This window comes from Streptococcus hepaticus (genome assembly GCF_043656315.1).
Taxonomy (GTDB): domain Bacteria; phylum Bacillota; class Bacilli; order Lactobacillales; family Streptococcaceae; genus Streptococcus; species Streptococcus hepaticus.
In genome coordinates this window covers 1-22,514 of sequence record NZ_JBINIY010000004.1, presented here as the reverse complement: position 1 = coordinate 22,514, position 22,514 = coordinate 1, and the positions used below count along the sequence as shown (strand labels likewise).

22 protein-coding genes and 1 pseudogene are annotated in these 22,514 nt (G+C 35.0%); all 23 read left to right on the top strand.

Translation table 11 applies throughout. The annotated features are described in order from the left end of the window. Positions 1–33: 33 nt before the first annotated feature. Positions 34–2,841, top strand: a complete 2,808-nt coding sequence (locus ACHUFA_RS04810) for a phage tail tape measure protein (protein WP_394405061.1) — start codon at positions 34–36, stop codon at positions 2,839–2,841. Further along, positions 2,838–3,476 (top strand): hypothetical protein, encoded by a 639-nt coding sequence (locus ACHUFA_RS04805; protein ID WP_394405060.1) that lies wholly within the window; start codon positions 2,838–2,840, stop codon positions 3,474–3,476. The genes ACHUFA_RS04810 and ACHUFA_RS04805 overlap by 4 nt, the downstream gene beginning before the upstream one ends. After that, the gene (locus ACHUFA_RS04800) at positions 3,476–5,095 is read left to right on the top strand and encodes a phage tail protein (protein WP_394405059.1); all 1,620 of its coding nucleotides are present in this window, start codon (positions 3,476–3,478) and stop codon (positions 5,093–5,095) included. The genes ACHUFA_RS04805 and ACHUFA_RS04800 overlap by 1 nt, the downstream gene beginning before the upstream one ends. A 1-nt stretch (position 5,096) precedes the next feature. After that, the gene (locus tag ACHUFA_RS04795) at positions 5,097–6,839 is read left to right on the top strand and encodes a hypothetical protein (RefSeq protein ID WP_394405058.1); all 1,743 of its coding nucleotides are present in this window, start codon (positions 5,097–5,099) and stop codon (positions 6,837–6,839) included. A 15-nt stretch (positions 6,840–6,854) separates the two neighbouring features. Continuing rightward, entirely contained in the window at positions 6,855–7,262 is a 408-nt protein-coding gene (locus ACHUFA_RS04790; protein WP_124748752.1) for a phage holin family protein, read from the top strand. Then, positions 7,262–8,236, top strand: coding sequence for an N-acetylmuramoyl-L-alanine amidase (locus ACHUFA_RS04785; RefSeq protein WP_394405057.1), 975 nt, complete (start codon positions 7,262–7,264; stop codon positions 8,234–8,236). Before ACHUFA_RS04790 ends, ACHUFA_RS04785 begins: the two co-directional genes overlap by 1 nt. A gap of 150 nt (positions 8,237–8,386) precedes the next feature. After that, positions 8,387–8,578: a hypothetical protein gene (locus ACHUFA_RS04780; RefSeq protein WP_394405056.1), complete on the top strand. Its 192-nt coding sequence runs from the start codon at positions 8,387–8,389 to the stop codon at positions 8,576–8,578. 1 nt (position 8,579) lies between these two features. Then, the gene (locus tag ACHUFA_RS04775) at positions 8,580–8,870 is read left to right on the top strand and encodes an rRNA biogenesis protein rrp5 (protein ID WP_394405055.1); all 291 of its coding nucleotides are present in this window, start codon (positions 8,580–8,582) and stop codon (positions 8,868–8,870) included. Then, complete coding sequence (locus tag ACHUFA_RS04770; protein WP_394405054.1) at positions 8,863–9,996, top strand: DUF2800 domain-containing protein; 1,134 nt, start codon at positions 8,863–8,865, stop codon at positions 9,994–9,996. The genes ACHUFA_RS04775 and ACHUFA_RS04770 overlap by 8 nt, the downstream gene beginning before the upstream one ends. Then, positions 9,974–10,546, top strand: coding sequence for a DUF2815 family protein (locus ACHUFA_RS04765; RefSeq protein WP_428848825.1), 573 nt, complete (start codon positions 9,974–9,976; stop codon positions 10,544–10,546). Before ACHUFA_RS04770 ends, ACHUFA_RS04765 begins: the two co-directional genes overlap by 23 nt. A gap of 10 nt (positions 10,547–10,556) precedes the next feature. Further along, positions 10,557–10,694: a hypothetical protein gene (locus tag ACHUFA_RS04760; RefSeq protein ID WP_161547366.1), complete on the top strand. Its 138-nt coding sequence runs from the start codon at positions 10,557–10,559 to the stop codon at positions 10,692–10,694. A gap of 174 nt (positions 10,695–10,868) precedes the next feature. After that, entirely contained in the window at positions 10,869–12,809 is a 1,941-nt protein-coding gene (locus tag ACHUFA_RS04755) for a DNA polymerase (RefSeq protein ID WP_394405137.1), read from the top strand. A gap of 56 nt (positions 12,810–12,865) precedes the next feature. Further along, positions 12,866–13,087 carry an SHOCT domain-containing protein gene (locus ACHUFA_RS04750; RefSeq protein ID WP_124748746.1) on the top strand — a complete coding sequence of 74 codons (222 nt, stop codon included), beginning with the start codon at positions 12,866–12,868 and terminating at the stop codon, positions 13,085–13,087. Positions 13,088–13,139: 52 nt separating this feature from the next. Then, positions 13,140–14,696, top strand: a complete 1,557-nt coding sequence (locus ACHUFA_RS04745) for a recombinase family protein (RefSeq protein ID WP_124748745.1) — start codon at positions 13,140–13,142, stop codon at positions 14,694–14,696. Between the two features lies 1 nt (position 14,697). Beyond that, positions 14,698–15,114 (top strand): recombinase family protein, encoded by a 417-nt coding sequence (locus ACHUFA_RS04740; RefSeq protein WP_124748744.1) that lies wholly within the window; start codon positions 14,698–14,700, stop codon positions 15,112–15,114. Positions 15,115–15,142: 28 nt separating this feature from the next. After that, on the top strand, positions 15,143–16,693 hold the full coding sequence (locus ACHUFA_RS04735; protein ID WP_161547369.1) for a recombinase family protein: 1,551 nt from the start codon (positions 15,143–15,145) through the stop codon (positions 16,691–16,693). A gap of 341 nt (positions 16,694–17,034) precedes the next feature. After that, positions 17,035–17,580, top strand: coding sequence for a recombinase family protein (locus tag ACHUFA_RS11155; RefSeq protein ID WP_428848822.1), 546 nt, complete (start codon positions 17,035–17,037; stop codon positions 17,578–17,580). A gap of 48 nt (positions 17,581–17,628) precedes the next feature. After that, a complete protein-coding gene (locus ACHUFA_RS11150; RefSeq protein ID WP_428848821.1) occupies positions 17,629–17,892 on the top strand; it encodes a hypothetical protein in 264 nt (87 codons plus the stop codon). A 659-nt stretch (positions 17,893–18,551) separates the two neighbouring features. After that, complete coding sequence (gene lsa(E), locus ACHUFA_RS04725) at positions 18,552–20,036, top strand: ABC-F type ribosomal protection protein Lsa(E) (protein ID WP_172071387.1); 1,485 nt, start codon at positions 18,552–18,554, stop codon at positions 20,034–20,036. Between the two features lie 53 nt (positions 20,037–20,089). Continuing rightward, positions 20,090–20,893 carry a lincosamide nucleotidyltransferase Lnu(B) gene (lnu(B), locus tag ACHUFA_RS04720; RefSeq protein ID WP_172071388.1) on the top strand — a complete coding sequence of 268 codons (804 nt, stop codon included), beginning with the start codon at positions 20,090–20,092 and terminating at the stop codon, positions 20,891–20,893. Between the two features lie 425 nt (positions 20,894–21,318). After that, on the top strand, positions 21,319–21,492 hold the full coding sequence (locus ACHUFA_RS04715) for a hypothetical protein (RefSeq protein WP_394405052.1): 174 nt from the start codon (positions 21,319–21,321) through the stop codon (positions 21,490–21,492). Next, positions 21,489–22,303: pseudogene (locus tag ACHUFA_RS04710) on the top strand (replication initiator protein A). Before ACHUFA_RS04715 ends, ACHUFA_RS04710 begins: the two are co-directional and overlap by 4 nt. 148 nt (positions 22,304–22,451) lie before the next feature. Continuing rightward, on the top strand, positions 22,452–22,514 hold a 63-nt coding region (locus ACHUFA_RS04705; protein WP_161947232.1), incomplete at its 3' end, for a DNA cytosine methyltransferase.

Here is a 22,514-nt window from a genome sequence, read left to right as displayed (position 1 = left end):
TTTTAATACCCATTTTTAAGAAAGGAGGACAATATGGCAGGAAGAATTAGAGGAATTACTGTTGAAATTGGTGGTGATACGACAGGATTAGATAAGTCATTAAAATCAGTCAATAACAACATTCGTTCAACGCAGTCAGCATTAAAAGACGTGAACAGGTTATTAAAACTTGATCCTAAGAATACCGAGTTATTATCGCAAAAACAAAAATTACTCGGACAAGCCATTAAGGAAACAAGTAGTAAACTGGATGCCTTAAAAGAAGCTGACAAACAAGCTAAAGTCCAACTTGAAAATGGGGACTTAGGTCAAGATAAGTATGATGCTTTACAGCGTGAAATTATCGAAACAGAGCAGTCATTATCCAAACTACAAGATGAATTCAAGAAAGTACCCAATGCTGTCACGTTATCAGTAAAAGAAGCTGGAGATAAAATTAAAGAGATAGGTGATAAAACACAGGAAGTTGGTAAAACACTAAGTACCCATCTTACACTACCACTTGTTGGGATTGGTGCAGCATCTATTAGTGCTTTTAATGAAGTCGATGCAGGCTTAGATACCATTGTTACTAAAACAGGGGCAAGTGGTGATGCGCTTGAAGAAATGAAAGGCATCATGGAGAACATTGCAACAAGCATTCCGACTGACTTTGCTACTGCAGGGGCTGCAATTGGAGAAGTGAATACTCGATTTGGTGTCACAGGAGATAAGCTTGAAGAATTATCCAGTAAGTTTATCAAGTTTGCCGAAATCAATAACATTGATGTATCTAATGCTATTGATAACACGCAAAAAGTGATTGCAGCCTTTGGACTTACAACAGAAGATGCTGGAGCCCTATTGGATACGATGAATGCAGTAGGTCAGAGAACAGGGATCAGTATGGATACTTTAACAAGTGCCATGATTTCAAATGCTGCATCGCTCCAACAACTAGGATTTAATGCAAGTGATGCTGCAAACTTTCTAGGCAATGTCGAAATGTCTGGTGCAGATACTTCTCAAGTGATGACAGGACTTACAAAAGCATTAGCGACTGCAACGGCTGAAGGTAAACCACTCAATGAGGCACTAGCAGAGATTCAAGATAGCATGGTTAATGCGAAATCAGATACAGAAGGTTTAGAAAAAGCCTATGAACTTTTTGGTAAAAGAGCAGGTGGTGCAATTTATCAAGCTTGTAAAAATGGATCACTTAACTTTAATGAACTTGGCACTTCCCTACAAGATAATCTGGGTAATGTAGAAATAACCTTTGAAAATACCATTGATCCAATTGATAGTTTCAAAACTACAATGAACCAATTAAAAATTGTCGGTGCTGAAGTTGGGAATACGTTGATGACCGTCTTAAAACCTATGCTTGAAAAGCTCTCAGAAGTTTTTAAGAATATCAAAAAGGGTTGGGATAGCTTATCTCCAGGTATGCAAGAAGCCATTGTTTCATTTGGTGTTTTAGTGGCTATATTAGGCCCAATTGTCGTTGTCATTGGAAAAGTAATATCGGCTATTGGAACAATTACAGGACTTTTAGCACCGCTTATTGGTTTAATTACTGGAACAAGTGCTGCGACAACTGCAATGGGGGTAGCTGGAGGCGCAAGTGCAGCTGGAACTACAGCAGCTGGTGTTGCTGCAACAGGAGCTGCAACGGGGTTTGGAGCATTAAATCTATCGTTATTACCGATTATAGGAATTATCGCTGGTATTATTGCTGCTATTGCAGCCATCATTTTAGTGATTAAAAATTGGGGTGCTATTACTGAGTGGTTTAAAGGTGTGTGGGAAACCATCACACAAACAGTAATGACTGTCGTCCAAAATATAGCTAACTTTTTCATGACAACTTGGAATGGAATCGTTAGCTTTTTTACTACCACTTGGGAACTAATAAAAAATATTCTTGATGTTGGATTGCAGTTTTTAGTAGCTCTTATTCAAGGCGCATTTGCGCTCATCACACTACCGTTTCAATTTATATGGGAAAACTGTAAAGAGATTATTATGTCTGTATGGGAGAGCATTAAAAACATTGTAGGTAATGCGATTAGTGCTGTATCCAGTGTGATTGAAACGGTGATGGGTACGATACACAGTATCCTTACAACGATTTGGAATTCTATTAGTAGCGTTATTTCAACTGTGTTGTCGTCTATTTTTAATGTGGTATCGAGCGTATTTAACTCCATTAAAACGACTGCTAGTAACATTTGGAATGGCATTAAATCAGTCATTACTGGGGTTATTAATGGAATAAAAACCAGTGTTTCTACCGTTTTTAATTCCGTCTCTTCAACGATCAGCACAGTATTTAATAGCATTAAATCTACTGCAACAAATGTATGGAATGGCATTAAATCAGCGATTGTAACTCCAATTGAGGCGGCTAAGAACACCGTCAAAAAAGCAATTGATTCAGTTGTGGGATTCTTCTCGGGTATGAAGATTTCATTTCCTAAAATTAAACTGCCACATTTTAGTATTAAAGGAAGTTTTTCATTAATGCCACCATCTGTACCAAGGTTATCAATTGATTGGTACAAAGAAGGTGGAATTATGACAAAGCCAACAGTATTTGGCCTAAATGGGTCATCTCTTATGGCAGGTGGTGAGGCAGGAGCAGAAGCCATCCTACCATTAAAAGGGTTTTATAGTCACTTGGATAAGCTGTTTTCAGAGCGACTTGGAAGTACGGAAACAATGGAGAAATATTTAGCGATAATCGCAGAAAACAGCACACAAAACATTTATTTAGATGATGGCACACTTGTTGGGAAGCTACTTCCAAGCATTGATAGTGGCTTAGGTAAATTAGCTGTAAGGAGGTCAAGGGGATGATTACATTAGCAATCGATGGTTTTAATATTAATGACGAGATGGGAATTGTGCTTGAACACTTTGATATTGGCATTCCTGAGCCTAAAATTCATAAAGTATCAGTGCCTGGACGAAATGGTGACTTAGATATGACAAGAGCATTAACAGGCTTTACTCATTTTCATAACCGAACGATTAATTTGACACTTGGACTGACAGGAAGTGAAACAGATAGGGAAGAAAAGCGTTCAGCTTTATTTCAAATCACCACGAATAAACAAGTAAAAGTAGAGTTCTCGCATTTAAATGGCTACTTTTTAGGCAATATCACCTTTCATTCTTATGAGAGAAATCCTGCGAAATCAACCATTCAAGCAAGTGTTGACTGTTATCCATTTAAGATTTCTAATGAAGAAGTGTCATCAAGTATTGCTTTAAGTTCTACTCCAAGAACGATTCATGTGCTTTACCTAGGAATGCCCGTTCCTATTTTAATTAAGACAACAGGAAATGCGATTATTGAACATAAAGGAAACAGGTATTCAGTTGCACAAGGAGAACATAAGCTAGGTATTGTTTTAGAAGTAGGAAATAACGAATTTACCCTATCGGGGTCAGGCACCTTAAGTTATCAGTATAGAATGGAGGAGCTATAATGTATCGAATCTACTGTGATGATGAATTGATTTATCATCCACTGATTTCTGAGTATGATGTCATAGATGCAAGACTTGATATTGAAATTAATGCTTCTGGGAATTTAGTGATTACTATTCCAAAGACAAATCCGTCTTATGGTCGTATACAGTATATGAAATCAATTATAAAAGTCTTTGACGATAGTAAACTCATTTTTAGAGGTCGTGCTTTTTCACCGAGCGTGGATCTATTTCAAAATGAAGCCATCGAGTGTGAAGGAGCTTTAGCCTTTTTCAATGATACGATACAAGTACCATTTCATTTTGGAAAACAAAGTGTTCAAACGGTATTAAATAAAGTACTAAGTGAACACAATAAGCAAGTTCAAAAAGATAAACAATTTAAGCTAGGAACAATCAGCGTTACTAACGATACGGAAAGTGGTGATATTGTTCGAGGTAGCTTAGAGTATTTAACCACATGGTCTTTTTTAAGAGATAAGCTCTTAAAGAAACTAGGTGGTTATTTTTATGTTCGTTATGAAAACAATGAAGCGTACTTAGATTATGTATCTGATCTAAATTATGTAGGAGAGCAAGAAATCACTCAAACGGTTAACTTATTAGATGCTAAAAGGGAGTGGTTAAGTGAAGATTTAGCAACCATCATACTTCCACTTGGCGCAAAAATGAGTGATGAAGAAAGTGACGAGGAAACCTATCTAACCATAGAAAGTGTTAATGATGGCTTGATGACTTTAAGGGATGAAACTGCGATTCAAAAGTATGGCGAAATCACAAAGGTTGTTCATCATGATGGCATTACACTCCCACAAAATCTTCTTAGAGTAGGAAGAAAAGATTTAGCTGACTCTGTAAAACTACTTAGCAAAATCACGCTAACAGCAGCGGACCTTTCAAAAACGGAAGAGGATGTATCATCCTTTTATCTAGGACAAAAAGTAAAAGTTAATGTTCCAAGCTTAAACATTAATGAGCGGATGTTAATTAGTGGCTTATCTCTTGATTTACTACATCCTGAAAGTAATGTTCTAACAATCGGTAGTGAAGAAAAAACACTCACAACCACTCAGTTTAATACGATTCATTCCATTGAAACGATGCATCAAAATATAAAAGAAAACATGAAAGAGTTAAATGCACTAGCGATTGTTAGAGCAATTAGAGAAGCCAATTCATACATCCAGCAATCTGCCAATGATATTAAGCTTGAAGTGTCTGAAAAATACTATAACAAAGAAAAATCAGATGAACTGCTTCAATCAGTTCAAACGCTGATGACGCAAACCTCAAATGCTATTACTTTTCAGTTTAATCAATATAAGCAAAGTCAAGAAAGGCTATATGGAGAAAACGCCAAGAAGTTTACGGAACTTAGCAAATATATCAGATTTGAAAATGGAAACATCATTCTTGGAGAACAAAATAGTCCTATTGTTTTAAGAATAGAAAATGAACGAATTGTCTTTTTAGAAAGTGGTGTTGAAAGTGCCTACTGGCATAATCGTAAGTTCTATGCGGTAGATGGAGAGTTCATTAACAGTTTGAAATTAGGGAAATTTGCTTTTATTCCTAGACAAACTGGAAATTTAAGTTTTACAAAAGTGGAGGACTAAGATGAGTGGATCATTTAATACAAATGCCTATGAAGTGAGGTATTTAACCTTTGAATGGAGTGTGGCAAGTCAAAATGTCGCAACCAATCAAACCACAATAAATTGGAAATTAAGAGGAAATGGAACAAATCCTTATACTTGGTATATGTCTGGAAATTTTAAAGTGGTTATTGAAGGGCGGACAGTTTATCAATCGGAAACTCGTATTCAATTAACAGGAACTACGACCGTTGCATCAGGCCAATATACCATAACCCATAATGCTGATGGGAATAAAACCTTTAGTGCCAGCTGTGAAGCTGGAATTTACTATTATGCCGTAAACTCAAGAGGAAGTGGTTCATGGACATTACCTATGATCGCAAGAGCGACACAGCCATCAGTTAATAAAACATCGATGGCATTTGGAGAAAGTATCATCGTTAGTACACCTAGAGCATCTACGACTTTTACGCACACCATACAAGCAAGTGTTGATGGGAAGTTAAATTATACGAATATCGCAACTAATATTGCCACAAGCTTTACGTATACCTTGCCTAAAACTTGGGCGAGGTATTTAACCCATTCAACAGATAAATTAAGAATTAGAGTATTAACCTATTCAGGATCGCAGCATATAGGAACTAAAGAAGCGCCATTAATTAGTGTCAGAGCAACAAGTGATATGACACCTGTTGTCAATATCGCTTTAACTGATGCAAACAACTTTTACACAACATACGGCGGGTTTGTAAAAGGAAAATCAAAGATTCGAGCCAAAGTAACAGAGACCCTTTACGAGCAAGCGGTTGTTACCACAAGGAGTTTACTATTAAATGGGATTACTTATCAAAGTAATGACCAAACATCAGAAATAATAAAATCTACGACACAACGTATCGAAGCTAAAGTAACAGACTCAAGAGGTCTAACTGGTACAAAGGTTATAACACCGATTGTTTATGATTGGTATGAACCTAAAATTACAATGATAAAGGCAAATCGATGTCAATCCAATGGAACAATCGATGAAACGGGTAATCACATCAAACTAGAGTATGCCTGTGCTGTTGCACCGGTTAATAACAGAAATAAAAAGACACTGACCTACAGTTATCGACAGCTTAATCAATCAACTCAAACAACACGAAGTATTACAATGGATACTTTTAATAAAACAGGTAGTGTCATTTTTCCAGCAAGTGGAGAGAATACTTGGGAAGTAAGCATCCAATTAACAGATGCTTTCACAACAAGTAGGGCAGTTGTCAATGTCGGGACAGCTTTTGTGTTACTAGATTTTCACAAAACTGGTAAAGGAATCGGTGTCGGAAAAGTATCTGAAGAGCCATTGTTATTTGACCTCTCTCCGAGTTGGACTATTGGATATAAGGGAAGTCAAATCGCAGATTTTATAGAATCGACAGGCACAACATTTGGTTGGAGATGGAGAAAATGGAACAGTGGCTTAATGGAAATGACAACAAGAAAACAAGTAACTATTGATATCAAAACAAAATGGGGTGGTCTGTTTGTATCTGGGGCAATAACCGATACGAATTTGACATACCCTTTTGCATTTAAGGATGTACCAACATTAATTGTAAATTTATCATCACTGTCATGGGTAGGTTTTTTGGTAAATGCTACGGGACATTCATCAACAACATCAAACACAGGCGCATTTCAAATCGCAAGAGGAGTTGAAGCGACAAATGCGAATTATATATTAAATTATTATGCCATCGGAAGATGGAAATAAATAGGAGGGAAAATAATGAAAGAGTTATGGATAAGCATACAAGTGTTACTATCTGCAGTAGGTGGAACACTTGGTTATTTATTAGGAGGAATGGACGGGCTGTTATATACATTAATTGCTTTTGTAGTCGTTGATTATCTAACAGGTGTTCTATGTGCTATATCAGATGGAAAGCTATCTAGCGAGATAGGATTTAATGGAATCGCAAGAAAAGTCATCATCTTTTCTTTAGTAGGAATTGGTCATCTGTTAGATGTTCAAATATTAGGTCATGCAGGTGTACTACGCTCTGTTGTGATCTTTTTTTATTTATCCAATGAAGGAATTTCAATCATTGAAAATGCAGCACATTTAGGACTTCCCATTCCTGAAAAACTGCAATCAATACTTGAACAATTAAAAGATAAGGAGAGTGGAAAATAATGAGTAATAGTCCCTTAGTTAATCATGTAAATTTAAGTCCAAATCATAGTGGACGAAGAAAACATAAGATCGATAGAATTACAATCCATCATATGGCAGGTAATTTATCGGTTGAAACTTGTGGGCTTGTATTTAAGGCTGTTTCAAGACAAGCAAGTTCTAATTACGCAGTTGACTCAAAAGGAAGAGTTGGAATGTATGTGGAAGAACATAACCGTTCTTGGTGTTCTTCTAGTCCAGAAAATGACCATAGAGCGATTACCATTGAAGTTGCCAACGATGAGATTGGTGGGTCTTGGCATGTTAGTAATGTGGCATTGGAAAAGATAATCGAGCTTTGTGTCGATATTTGTAAGAGAAATGGCATCAAGGCATTAAATTATACAGGAGATACCAAAGGAAATTTAACCAAACATGAATGGTTTGCCAATACCAACTGTCCAGGACCTTATCTTGGAAGTAAGTTTCCATACATTGCATCTGAAGTAAACAAGAGATTAAATCAAAAGTTGACTAAAGAAGTGACACCTGAAGGTTTATTTAGAGTACGAGCTTCATGGAATGATGCGAAAAGTCAAAAGGGTGCATTTAGACATTTTGAAAATGCAAAGGCTTGTGCAGATAAGTATGGCTATCGTGTGTTTGATGAAAAAGGAAATACAGTCTATCCCGTTTCAAAAGAAAACCTAAAAGATATACTAGATATCTCAAAAGAAGTGATTGATGGGAAGTGGGGGAATGGATCAGATCGTAAGAAAACTCTATTACATGCTGGATATGACTATAATCTAGTTCAGGCAAAAGTAAATGAGTTATTAAGCGAACAATCTAGTAAAGCACTAAAGACCATCGATGACATTGCTAAGGAAGTCATTAATGGGAAATGGGGTAACGGGCAAGATAGAAAGAACCGTCTATCAAAAGCAGGTTATGACTATAGCGCTATACAAAGAAAAGTAAATGAGATGATTTAAGAAATAAACCTATCTAAGTCGTGGTACTTGGATAGGTATTTTTTTTTTTTTTTTTTGAAAAAAATTTTTAAACTACCGTCCGATTTTGTCCTCTCCCAAGGCTAACTATTAGAGAGATAAATAAACACTCTCTAGAAAGGAGAACCAACTATGAAACATCAATTAAAAGTCAGTGTTTCAAAAAATCCATCCTCGGACAGTGTGATGAGATGTCGAAAGTTTTCTATGAGAGAAAGACTTCTAAGATTTCTATTTGGAAATAAAAGAGACATTGTTGTACTGATTCCAAGTGACAGGATTGAAGAAGTAGCCATTAAAAAGAAAGGAGATCAAGATGAGTAGGATGAAATTGCTTAAACAAGTGCTAGATGACTTAGACAATCTTAATCAAAGTATTTCAGAGCTTGTAAATGCTGTTGGTGAGAATCGAGAAGAAAGTGACATCAAAGAAAAGCAAGAAACAGTGATTACACTTGAAGAAGTTAGAGGTGTGCTAGCTGAAAAAAGTAGAGCAGGATTTACAAAGGACGTCAAAGCGCTCATTCAAACTTTTGGGGTCAATAAACTAAGCGATGTTAATCAACGAGACTATGCTTTGTTACTTAAAAAAGCAAAGGAGCTATCTCATGAGTAAACACGCATTATTAAGTGCATCAAGTAGTCACAGATGGTTAAGTTGTCCACCACTTCCAAGGCTTGAATCATTTTTCCAAAATGAAATCAGCGATGCAGCCATCGAAGGGACATTAGCTCATAAGTTAGCAGAATATAAGCTAAGGGTTGCTTTGAAAGAAGAAGTAGCACCATTAGAAAGGAAGAAGTTTAATCAGGAAATGCAAGAGCACACAGATGATTATGTTTCTTATATCTTGGAACAAGTAGAACTTGAAAAACAAACAACAAAAGATGTTGTTGTACTCATTGAACAACGCTTAGACTTTTCACATTATGTACCAGAAGGTTTTGGAACAGGTGACTGCATTATTATCTCGGATAAAAACCTTCATATTATTGATTTTAAGTATGGTCAAGGAGTAGAGGTAAGTGCAGAAAACAATCCACAAATGATGTTATATGGACTTGGAGCATTAAATATTTATGATGCACTTTATGATATTGAAACCGTGAAGATGACTATTTTTCAACCGAGAAAATACAACATCTCAACCTTTGAATTAGGAGTAGATAAACTAACAACATGGGCAGAAACCGAATTAAAAGAAAAAGCAGAAGCGGCCTTTGAAGGAAAGGGTGTCATCACTTATGGTCCTTGGTGTCAATTTTCAAGCTGTGGAGCTGTACTACGTGCAAGGTTTGACCACCATAAAAAACTAGAACGTTTTGAACTAAAATCACCACATTTACTAACGGATAGTGAGATTGAGGAAGTTTTAGATCACATTGATGATTTAGTAAAGTGGTCAAATGAAGTCAAAGAATATGCGACTAAACTGGCCGTTCAAAGTGGAAAAGAATGGACGGGTTATAAACTCGTTCATGGAAGAAGTACAAGAAAATTTAAAGACGAAGAAACGGTTGTCGCAATCGCAAAAGAAAATGGATACGACAATATCTACAAACAGTCACTACTGTCAATGACCGAGTTACAAAAGTTAATGGGTAAGACCAAATTCGAAACATTATTTAAAGAACAACTCGTCAAACAATTAGGAAAACCAACGCTTGTTACATCAACGGATAAAAGACAAGCTATTGTAAATGCCAAACAAGAATTTAATGAAATCAAGGAGGACAACTAATATGGCAAAGTTTAACAACACAAAAGTAATTACAGGAGTAAACACAAGATTATCTTATTTTAATGGATGGGAACCAGTATCGATTAATGGTGGAGCTGAGAAGTATTCTGTATCTGTTCTAATTCCAAAAGATGACAAAGAAACATTATCAAAAATTGAAAAAGCAATTGATGCTGCTATTGAAGAAGGTATTGCGAAATTTGGAGGGAAGAAACCAAATAAAGCGGCGATTAAATTACCACTTCGTGATGGTGATATTGAAAAAGAAGATGAAGCATATAAAGGACATTACTTTATAAATGCAAATTCCATCAAAGCACCACAAATTGTAGATAAACAAGTACAGCCGATTTTAGACCAAAGCGAAGTCTATTCAGGCTGTTATGCAAGAGTGTCACTTAACTTTTATGCCTTTAATTCAAATGGCAATAAGGGGGTTGCTTGTGGACTTGGAAATATTCAAAAAATTAAAGATGGAGCACCACTTGGTGGACGTAGCAGTGCGAGTGATGATTTCACGACATTAGAAGATGATGACTTTTTAGCGTAGGAGGTTAAGCATGAATGGTATTGAAAAAATGATGCTATCTATTGCTTTTGGAGGAACAGTTGGAATGATCCTAGGTCAATTGTTAATTGTCATCAGTAATTGGTTAGCAGATAGAAAAGCTAAAAAGACTAGAGGAGCAAAAAGATGAAAATAATGGAAGTATTTCTAACGATTTTTATTGGGACATTACTGTTTGAAATCGTGGCAAAAACAATGGTTAATCTCTATATAGATATCAAAGAGAAACTTAATAAAAAGTAGGTTAAATGGGTGGTAGGTATTTTCCTATCACCTTTATTTAGGAGGTGATTTTTTGGAGAAAATAAAAAAGCTTAGCTGTGATATTGAAACATATAGTAGTGTCAATCTTCAAAAATCAGGTGTTTACAAATATGCTGAATCCGATGATTTTGAAATCCTGTTATTTGCATATAGCGTTAATGATGGCGATGTTAAGGTGGTTGATTTAAAAAATGGAGAAGAAATACCAAGTAAGATAATGAATGCTTTAGTTGATGAATCTGTTGTGAAATGGGCATTTAATGCCCAATTTGAAAGAATTTGTTTATCTCGGTATCTCAAGTTTTCAAATGGAGAATATCTTAATCCATTATCTTGGAGATGTACGATGGTGTGGTCTGCAACACTTGGACTTCCTTTATCTCTTGAAGGGGTAGGAAGTGTCCTTGGTCTTGATAAACAAAAATTGACACAAGGAAAAGAATTAGTAAGGTATTTTTGCATGCCTTGTACTCCAACTAAAGCAAATGGACAAAGAACAAGAAACCTTCCTTCTCATGATCCTAATAAATGGACTGATTTTAAGAATTACAACATTCGTGATGTGGAAGTTGAAATGGAAATAGCAAGTAAACTTCAAAGGTTTCCTGTGGCAGATGAATTATGGTCTGAATATCACTTGGATCAACAAATTAATGATAGAGGCATTATGATTGAAGAAACATTTGTAAATCATGCGATAAGCCTTCATAACAAAACAAGAGAAACGTTAATGAATCAAATATCTGAAATCACTGGACTAGAAAATCCTAATTCTGTCATTCAACTTAGAAAATGGTTAGCAGATAACGGGATAGAAACAGAAAGCCTAGATAAAAAGTCAGTCAAACTGCTATTAAAAGATGCCAATGAAGAATCATCAAAGGTCTTAAAAATTAGACAACAACTATCAAAGTCCTCAGTGAAAAAGTATGAAGCAATGAAGGAGGTTGCTTGTAGGGATAAAAGGTGTCGAGGGATGTTTCAATTTTTAGGAGCCAATCGAACAGGAAGATTTGCAGGAAGGTTAGTGCAACTTCAAAACTTGCCACAAAATCATATAGGAGATTTAAGTGAAGCCAGAAGTTTAGTAGCTAGTAGAAATTTTGAAGCAGTTGATATCTTATATCATGATATCCCAGACTTACTTTCTCAATTAATTAGAACAGCATTTATACCAAAAGATAAACATTTATTTTATGTTGCCGATTTTTCAGCCATAGAAGCAAGGGTGATTGCATGGCTTGCAGGAGAAAAGTGGCGATTAAACGTGTTTAAAGATGGTGGAGATATTTATTGTGCTTCAGCTAGTCAGATGTTTGGTGTTCCTGTGGAAAAGCATGGTGTGAATGCTGGACTTAGACAGAAAGGAAAAATTGCAGAACTTGCCTTAGGATATGGTGGTTCAGTTGGTGCTTTAACTGCAATGGGAGCACTTGATATGGGCATTGAAGAAGATGAACTAAAACCACTAGTAGATGCTTGGCGAAGTTCAAATCCTATGATTGTCGATTTGTGGTGGTCGGTTGATCGCTGTGTCAAACAAACAGTTAAAGAACGAATGACAACATCGACTCATGGCATTTTGTTTTCATACAAAAGTGGTATGTTGTTTATCACACTTCCTAGTGGAAGAAAGCTCTCATATATTAAACCGCGAATTGGAGAGAACAAATTTGGTGGCGAGTCAGTAACTTATGAAGGTGTAGGAACAACAAAGAAATGGGATAGAATTGAAAGTTATGGTCCTAAGTTTGTAGAAAACATCGTACAGGGGATTGCTAGAGATATTTTAATGTATGCGATGAATAATCTAAGAGATTACCAAATTGTGGCTCATGTTCATGATGAGATTATCATAGAAGCACCATCAGATGTAACGATAGAATCTATTTGTAATACCATGTCCATTGTTCCAACTTGGGCAAGTGGTCTACTGCTAGATTCTGATGGATATGTTTGCGAATTTTATAAAAAAGAATAAGGGAAACGTCCGATTTTACCTCCTCTCAAGGCTACCTTGTAGGAGGTGTTTTTTTTATGGAAGTAATCAAAATTGAAGATACAAAAATAAGAGACTACGAGATTACCTATACCCTCAAAGATTTAGAGAACGAGTACGATGCGTTTCTTTCATTAAGTATAGTAAAAAACATGTTTGAACAAGGACTTATTACTAGTGATGAAAAGCTTAAAATCACGCAAAAAATCATTGACCAGTTTACACCATATTTATCAGAAATAATCACCCAAATGACTTGATAAATAGTACTTATTACGGGAATATGTCCATAACAAAAATGGAGGTGATCGTATGAAAAAAATTCATCCCATAAAGCCTTTAGAAATACCGCTAAATCATAAAGTTCGAGTAGCAGCATACGCTAGAGTATCTTCTAATACGGAAGAACAATTATCTAGTTTGAAAGCTCAAAAAGAGCATTATGAAAGATACATTAATTCTAATAAAGATTGGGAATTCGTTGATGTGTATTTTGATGAAGGGATAAGTGGAACAAAACTAAAAAATCGAGAGGGTTTAAATCGGTTAATTGATGACTGTGAAAAAGGGCTCATCAATTTAGTCTTAACCAAGTCAATCAGCAGATTTGCTAGAAACACAGTAGACTGCTTGAAATTGGTTAGAAAGCTTTTAGCTTATGATGTTGCTGTTTTTTTTGAAAAAGAGAACATCAAAACTGATGATATGGACGGCGAGCTTATGCTTTCGATTTTGGCAGAACTTGCTGCTAACGAATCAAAAAGCATTTCAGAAAATGAAAAATGGTCAATTAAAAATCGATTTAAAAATGGAACTTACATTATTTCATATCCACCCTATGGCTACTGTAACAACAATGGGGTGATGGAGATTATTCCTGAAGAAGCAGATGTTGTAAAAGAAATCTTTAGTAAAACACTTATGGGGTTTAGCACTCATAGTATTTCAGCTGATTTGAACAGTAGAAATATACAAACGAAACGAAAGAAAAAATGGTCAGCAGGAACTATCAACGGAATTATAAAAAATGAAAAGTATACCGGGGATGCCATATTTCAAAAGACATATACAAAAGATGATTTCACTAGAAAACACAATAAGGGAGAAGTCGATAGTTATTTGGTTGAAAATCACCATGAGGCAATTATTTCCAAGGAAACCTATAAAAAAGCTAATGAGATTTTAGAACAAAGACGATTAGAAAAAGGAAATAAAGCCAAAGGAGAATCTGCCAATCGTTATGCCATGTCAGGCAAAATAATATGTGGAGAATGTAAGGGAACTTTTAAAAGGCGTACGCATACAAAAGCAAAAGGTAGAAAGTACATCGCTTGGTGCTGTGGTAGGCATATTGAGGATAAAGAACAATGCAGCATGAAGTATGTTGAAGAAGAAGCGATTAAACATGCTTTTATTATGATGATGAACAAGTTGATATTTGGACGTGACTATTTATTGAATCCACTAAAAAAGCAATTAGCAAAACTTAACAGTCGTTCTATCGACAAGCAATTAGAAGCATTACAGGAAAAAATAGTTGAAAAACAAATCAAGTTAGAAGAAACAGAAAAACTATTTTATGGGGAATACTTAGATTTTAAATCATACTCTAGAATTAAGAATCAGCTATTATCGGATCAAGAAAGATTGAATGCACAAAGTAATCATTTGTTGAGTAATGATTACAATAAAAAGAAGTCAAAAATGTATTTAGATAAGCTTATAGAGTTTGTCCAAAAATCATGCTATCTTGCAGAGTTTGACGATGTAGTATTTTCTGAGTTTATAGAAAACATTGAAGTTATAAACCGTACTAAGGTTAAGTTTATTTTGAAATGTGGCTTAGCTCTAGAAGAAAGGTTGGATTAGAATGAAACACTTACCAAAAGGATACAAGATTGAAAATGGGAAAATTATCGTCAGCAAAGAAGAAGCATTAAAAATACAGTCTTTATTTGAAAAATATCTTGAGGGTTTTAATTTAGTAAAAGCAGCAGAGACTGTAGGTATAAAAGGAAGTCACGGAACCATCAGCAGAATACTTGAGAACGAAAAATACATCGGTGCTTTGAACTACCCACCAATTATTTCAAAAGAAATATTTGAAAAGGTTCAAACAAGACGAAGCGAAATCGCAAAAAAACTAGGAAGAGATAATTTCAAGGAAAAAGTCAAAGATAGAAAAATCTCGCTGGATTTTATAATTGAGGCAAAAGATAGAGAGTTTGATGATCCCTACGAGGAATCATCTTACAAATATAGTTTAATAAAGATTGGAGGGATATAAATTGGTAGAAAAACGTGTCGTTACTGTCATTCCAGCATCAACAAATCATAATGTTGGACTAACAAATAACAAAGTCATAAAGAAGAAAGTAGCAGCCTATTGTAGGGTTAGTACAGATAGTGAAGAACAGGCATCCAGTTATGATGCCCAAGTGGAGTTTTATACTAACTATATCAATAGTAGAAATGACTGGGAGTTTGCAGGAATTTTTGCAGATGACGGCATTAGTGGAACAAACACTAAAAAGAGGGTTGAATTTAATCGTATGATTCAATCGTGTAAAGACGGTAAAATCAATATGATTATTACTAAATCCATCAGTCGGTTTGCAAGAAATACATTAGACTGTCTAAAATATATACGTGAATTAAAAGAATACAATGTCCCCGTTTATTTTGAAAAAGAGAACATCAACACAATGGATTCTAAGGGAGAAGTGTTACTAACCATTATGGCCTCATTAGCACAACAAGAATCAGAATCTATTAGTAAGAATGTTAGAATGGGTATTCAGTATCGATATCAAAAAGGTGAGGTTAGAGTAAACCATAGCCGATTCTTAGGATATACCAAAGATGAAAACAAGAACTTAGTTATTGATCATGCTGAGGCAGAAGTAGTCAAACGAATCTTCAAGGAGTATTTAGAAGGAAAAAGCCTAAACAAAATCGCTAAAGATTTGATGAAAGATAATATTTTGACTGCAGCTAATAAACCAACTTGGCGAGGTGAAAGCATTAGAAAGATATTATTAAATGAAAAGTATATGGGAGATGCTTTACTACAGAAAACTTGCACAGTTGATGTGCTAAATAAAAAGCGAGTAGTAAACAATGGATTAGCACCACAATATTATGTAGAAAATAGTCATGAAGCAATTATATCCAAGGAGATGTTCCAAAGAGTTCAACAAGAATTAAAAAGAAGATCAAAGCTACATGAACAGCAGAAAATTAGTAGAACGGCATACAATAGTAAATATGCCTTATCTAGCATTTTGGAATGCGAAAAATGTGGGAATTACCTTAGAAGAGTTGAACATAACTCAAAAGGGAAACACTATGTTAGATGGCGATGCAAAACTAGAATTACAGAGGGGATTTGTAAGTGCAACTCAGAATCTATTTCTGAAAAAGAACTTCAAAATCATATTATACGAGTGATAAATAGAATGTTAGGTAATAGAGTGAATATGTTAGAATCCTTAAAAAATGATATTGAGGAAGTTATAGTATTGGATAGTGGAAGTCTTTCTGGAATAGAAAAAAGAATCAAAGATTTACAGCGAGAGTTGGAGTCTTGCATCAATCAGAATACAAACTATGAGCATATCATATTAGAGATAGATGAATTATTAAGTATAAAAAATAACACTCAAATACAGAACAACGAACAGGAGAATTTTCAAAATAGGTTATCTGAAATTAATGATTTCATAGAATCACAGTCAACTTTAATAGATGAATTTGATGAAGATATTGTACGGAAAATTATTACCAAAGTTGTAGTAGGAGACAAGAGCATAGAGGTAGTATTCAAATCAGGACAATCAATGAAAGTAAAAAGGTTAATAGATTAAGTGTTTTGTACTTAGTGCAAGACACTTTTTTTATTTCTTGGTAGAATATATATAAAGAAATAGTTAATCTAATACTGTCGACAGATTTATCTGAACTCCAAAAATGACTTGTAAAGTAAGATATACGCTCGTTTCACGTTGAGACGGTAGTATTGATGTCAAGGGTTGATAAGTAAAGGATAATCACGGTTTTTGTTTTGAGGGAAGTAATCCAAGATTGATGGAAAGCCGATTGCCCACTGATAGATTTATTGATGTGGTGAGTTGATAAGATCATTGGCAAGATAATGGTAGCTTGGCGATACTAACAAGGTAAGGTACAGGTCAACCATAAGCGATTTATGGGCTACACCAAAGATGAAGACGGAAATTTAATTATTGTCTCCGAAGAAGCTGAGATTATTAAACGCATCTACCGAGAATACCTTGAAGGTCAGAGTCTAGTGGGTATTGGTCGAGGTCTTGAGAAGGATGGTATTTTAACAGCAGCGGGAAAACCAAGATGGCGACCAGAATCAGTTAAAAAAATCCTCCAAAATGAAAAATACATCGGAGATGCCCTCTTACAAAAGACTGTTACTGTAGATTTTCTTACCAAGAACCGAGTTAAGAACGAAGGTTATGTTCCGCAGTATTATGTTGAAAATAGTCATGAATCGATTATTCCCAAAGAATTATTCCTACAAGTTCAGGAGGAAATTCATCGAAGAAGCAATATCTACACAGGAGCAAGCAAGAACAAACGAATTTATAGTAGCAAGTACGCTTTAAGTGCCATTACCTTCTGTGGAGATTGTGGCGATATTTATAGGAGAACCTATTGGAATATTCATGGCAGAAAAGAATTTGTCTGGCGATGCATGACTAGAATCGAGAAAGGTCCTTAAGTTTGTAAGAACCGAACCGTAAAAGAAGATAAGCTCTAGGGTACTGTAATGACCGCAATTAATAAGCTACTTGCAGGTGGCAACAACATGATAAAGACACTGGAAGAAAATATTCATGCGGTGATTGGTGAAACGACAGAATACCAAATTTCAGAGATTAACAACTTACTGGAGGAAAAGCAAAAAGAACTAATCAAGTTGGCTAACAAGGGTCAAGACTATGAATGCCTGGCAGATGAGATTGATGAGCTACGAGATAAGCGACAGACTCTTTTAGTAGAAGATGCATCCCTCAGTGGCGAGAACGAGTGAATCGATGAGTTGATTGAATTTATTCGCAAGAACAAATTCCGCACCTTAGAATATGATGATAAGCTTGTAAGGAAGATAATCCAGAATGTTACAGTCTACGAAGATAACTTCATCATAACTTTCAAATCTGGCATTGAAATGGAAATATGTAAATGTTGTGATATATGAAGATAAACTCACGTTAAATTCAAATCAAAAGTCAGAATTGATATAGAGTTGTAATCTTTAGAAAGAAAGCAGAAAAATTATATTGGATTTTCGAAGATAATATGATACAATAAAATTATTTGGAGGTGGAAGAATGTATAACTTTTCTTGCTAACTATATGATGCATAATAAGATATTTAAAGAAACGGCTATAGAACCGTTTGTTTTGTTATGCAAATTGCAAGAAAGTTAAGTATTCGACACTCAATAATACATTACAGTAACCTTATGTTTAACAAAAGGTAATAATAGTATTTGTTTTTGAGCCGTAAGAATTTACTTTCTTGCGGCTTTTAATATTGGTAAAAGAAAGGAACATAAACGTGATAGACAATGATACTATGTCATTCATGACAAAATCCATGCAGAGTTGGATAACATTATAGAGTAATTAATGCCGAAAACCGACTTTGCTTATAAAATTTTTATAATGTAAAGGAGAAAGAAATATATGTCCTTAATAAATGTTTCAAATCTAACTTTTTCATATGAAGGAAGTTATGACAATATTTTTGAAAATGTAAGTTTTCAGATAGATACAGATTGGAAACTCGGTTTTATTGGAAGAAACGGACGCGGTAAAACTACTTTCTTAAATTTACTGCTTGGCAAATATGCGTATTCCGGCAATATAAGTTCTACAGTTAAGTTTGAGTATTTTCCTTATGATGTGGAAGATAAGAGTCTATATACAATTGAAGTAATGAAGAGTATTTGTACGGAATGTATGGATTGGGAGATTTTTCGTGAAATATCATTGCTTGATGTTCAAGAAGATGCTTTATATCGTCCGTTTAATACACTATCAAATGGTGAGCAAACAAAGGTCCTTCTTGCAGCTTTATTCCTTACAGCGAGTTGTTTCCTGCTTATTGATGAACCTACAAACCATCTTGACATCGATGCACGTAATGTAGTGCAAAACTATTTGAAACGCAAGAAGGGGTTTATTTTGGTATCTCATGATAGAAGCTTACTTGATCAATGTGTTGACCATATACTATCTATCAATAAAACGAATATCGAAATCCAAAAGGGAAATTTTACTTCTTGGTGGGAGAACAAAACGTTACAAGATAAATTTGAACTGGCAGAAAACAAGAAACTCCTTAAAGAAATAGGAAGGTTGTCTTATGCAGCAAAACGTAGTTCAAACTGGTCAAATAAAGTAGAAAAAAGTAAATATGGAACAACAAATTCTGGTTCAAAACTGGATAAGGGTTATGTTGGACATAAGGCTGCAAAAGCGATGAAACGTGCCAAAAATATTGAGTCAAGACATCAGGAAGCTGTTTCACAAAAATCAGAACTGCTCCACAACATTGAACAATATGACGACTTAAAAATTTCGCCACTTGAATTTCACAAAGAGTGGCTAATAGAAGCGAATGATTTATCATTGTCTTATGGAGATAAAGAAGTATGCAGTAATCTTAATTTCAGAGTCAATATTGGTGATAGAGTTGCCATTATCGGAAAAAATGGGAGTGGTAAGTCTAGTATCCTAAAATTGATTAATGGAGATGATATTAAATTTACCGGAAATTTTATGTTAGCAAGTGGACTAAAAATTTCTTATATTTCGCAAGATACTTCATATTTAAAAGGTAATCTATCTGAATTTGCCTATAATAATAAGATCGATGAAACTCTATTTAAAACGATTCTTCGTAAACTGGATTTTAATAGAGATCAGTTTGATAAGAACATGGAGGATTTTAGTGCTGGTCAGAAAAAGAAAGTACTAATTGCTAAAAGCCTTTGTGAAAGTGCACATTTGTATATATGGGATGAGCCATTGAACTATATTGATATTTTTTCACGTATCCAAATTGAAAAAATGATTTTGGAATATTGTCCTACACTATTGTTTGTGGAGCATGATGATGCTTTTTGCAATAATATTTGTACGAAAAATATTAATTTATATTTGTAGAGATTTTGAGTTGCCACAATAACTAAAAGATATTTACATGAAAGGGTGAAGAAATGTTAAAACAAAAAGAATTAATTGCAAACGTTAAGAATCTTACTGAGTCAGATGAACGAATTACAGCTTGTATGATGTATGGATCGTTTACCAAAGGAGAAGGTGACCAATACTCTGATATAGAGTTCTATATATTTTTGAAAGATAGTATAACCTCGAGCTTTGATTCATCCAACTGGTTGTTTGATGTAGCTCCGTACTTGATGCTTTATAAAAATGAGTACGGAACAGAGGTAGTTATTTTTGATAATCTTATACGTGGGGAATTTCATTTCCTTTCTGAAAAAGATATGAACATAATCCCCTCGTTTAAAGATTCAGGTTATATTCCTGATACGAAGGCTATGCTTATTTACGATGAAACAGGGCAATTAGAAAATTATTTATCAGAGATAAGTGGTGCAAGACCAAATAGACTTACTGAAGAAAATGCTAATTTTTTGTTGTGTAATTTCTCTAATCTATGGTTGATGGGAATCAACGTTCTAAAAAGAGGAGAATATGCTCGTTCATTAGAACTCTTATCAAAACTTCAAAAAAATACACTACAACTTATACGTATGGCAGAAAAAAATGCTGATAATTGGCTAAACATGAGTAAAAACCTTGAAGAAGAAATTAGCCTTGAAAATTATAAAAAATTTGCAAAGACCACTGCTCGATTAGATAAGGTAGAATTATTTGAAGCCTATAAAAATTCTTTGCTGTTAGTTATGGATTTGCAAAGTCACCTTATTGAACAATATAACTTAAAAATTACACATGACATTTTAGAAAGATTGTTGAATTACATTAGTGAATAGGAGAGTAACGTTATTTACAGTATTGGGTACTGAAAATTAACAGCATACCTCAGTTTTTCAAAAAACAGCGAAGCCTATGGATATGTTTCCGTCTACCGATAGCCCCAAAAACGCAGTGGATATGTTTCCGAGAACGGACATACTCTAATGACATTCATTCTGTCCTCTCGAGCCACGTGGAGTGCGTAGTGTTGCTACAACGAAGCAACGGGTAAAAATCCTTTATTTTAAGCACTTTTTCAAGCATTTTGTCTTTATTGAAAAGAGTGATTTTGACATAAAAAAGGTTCAAAAAAAGTACATTGATGTGAACGTCTGTTTGGATGTCGACTGCGTAGACAAAAAATAGATACGTCATAAAATATAATAGTTCAGCGAGAACATTTTAATAAGTGTTCTCGTTTTTTTATTTTCAGGAGGTAATCATGCAAAAGTTTGAACAATCATCACGCCAAATGGTGATGTGTCATCTCGTGGCTATTTTAGGAGTTGATATTGAGAAAGCAACTCATCTGGTTGATGAATTAGAACAAGTAGGTTTAATCCGATTTGATGAATTTGGAAATATTGGAGTTTTAGTCTTGGAGGGACAATCATGAAACGAATTACCGCTAATCAATATCAGACATCAGAACGTTATTATAAACTCCCTAAAATTTTGTTTGAGAGTGAACGTTATAAGGATATGAAGCTGGAGGTTAAGGTAGCCTACGCGGTTTTAAAAGATAGGTTGGAGCTGTCTTTGAGTAAGGGCTGGATTGATGAGGATGGAGCAATTTACTTGATTTATTCCAATTCAAATCTGATGACACTATTAGGCTGTTCAAAGTCAAAACTACTCTCTATCAAGAAAACCTTACGTGACTATGGCTTAATTGATGAAGTCCAACAGTCCTCTAGTGAAAAAGGTCGAATGGCAAATAAAATTTACTTGGGGGAATTAGAACATGAAACTACCCCAGTCTTACATACAGGGCTAGTGTTAAAAAAACACTAGGGGAGTCTCAAAGAAAGACGGGGCCGGTCTTAAATTCAGTCCCTAGTGAGACTGAAGGAAGTGAGACTAAATATAGTGAAACTAAAGGGAGTGATTTCCTTATTGAGGATGAGGAGGAAAGGCAGCTAGTAGATGAGAAACAAGAAGAAAACTTTACTTCAAAAGTCGATGGCGTGACCAAGTACGATCGAGACTATATTTGGGGTTTGGTTCATGACCAGTTAAGACAGACAGGTCTATCTCAGTCGGCTAGTGACTATGCCATGCTCTATTTTAGTGACCGTTATCAGTATGCTTTGGAACATATGCGATTTGCTCGGTCAGCGGAAGTAATAGCTGAATACGTATTTAATGGTGTGCTGTCAGAGTGGACCAAGCAACTGAGACGACAAGAAGTAAAGGGAGGTGAATAAGGTGATTTGGTGGATACTAGGTGGAATCTATCTGATTTCTATCATCATTTTGACTGTTGAAATCATCCGTGCACCAGAAATGGATGATCATATATAAGCAAGAGTTTTACATGTGTAAGGCTCTTTTTTAGTTGGAAAGAGAGGAAAAATGAAATTTTTAGATTTATTTGCTGGGATAGGCGGTTTTAGGCTAGGGATGGAATCACAGGGG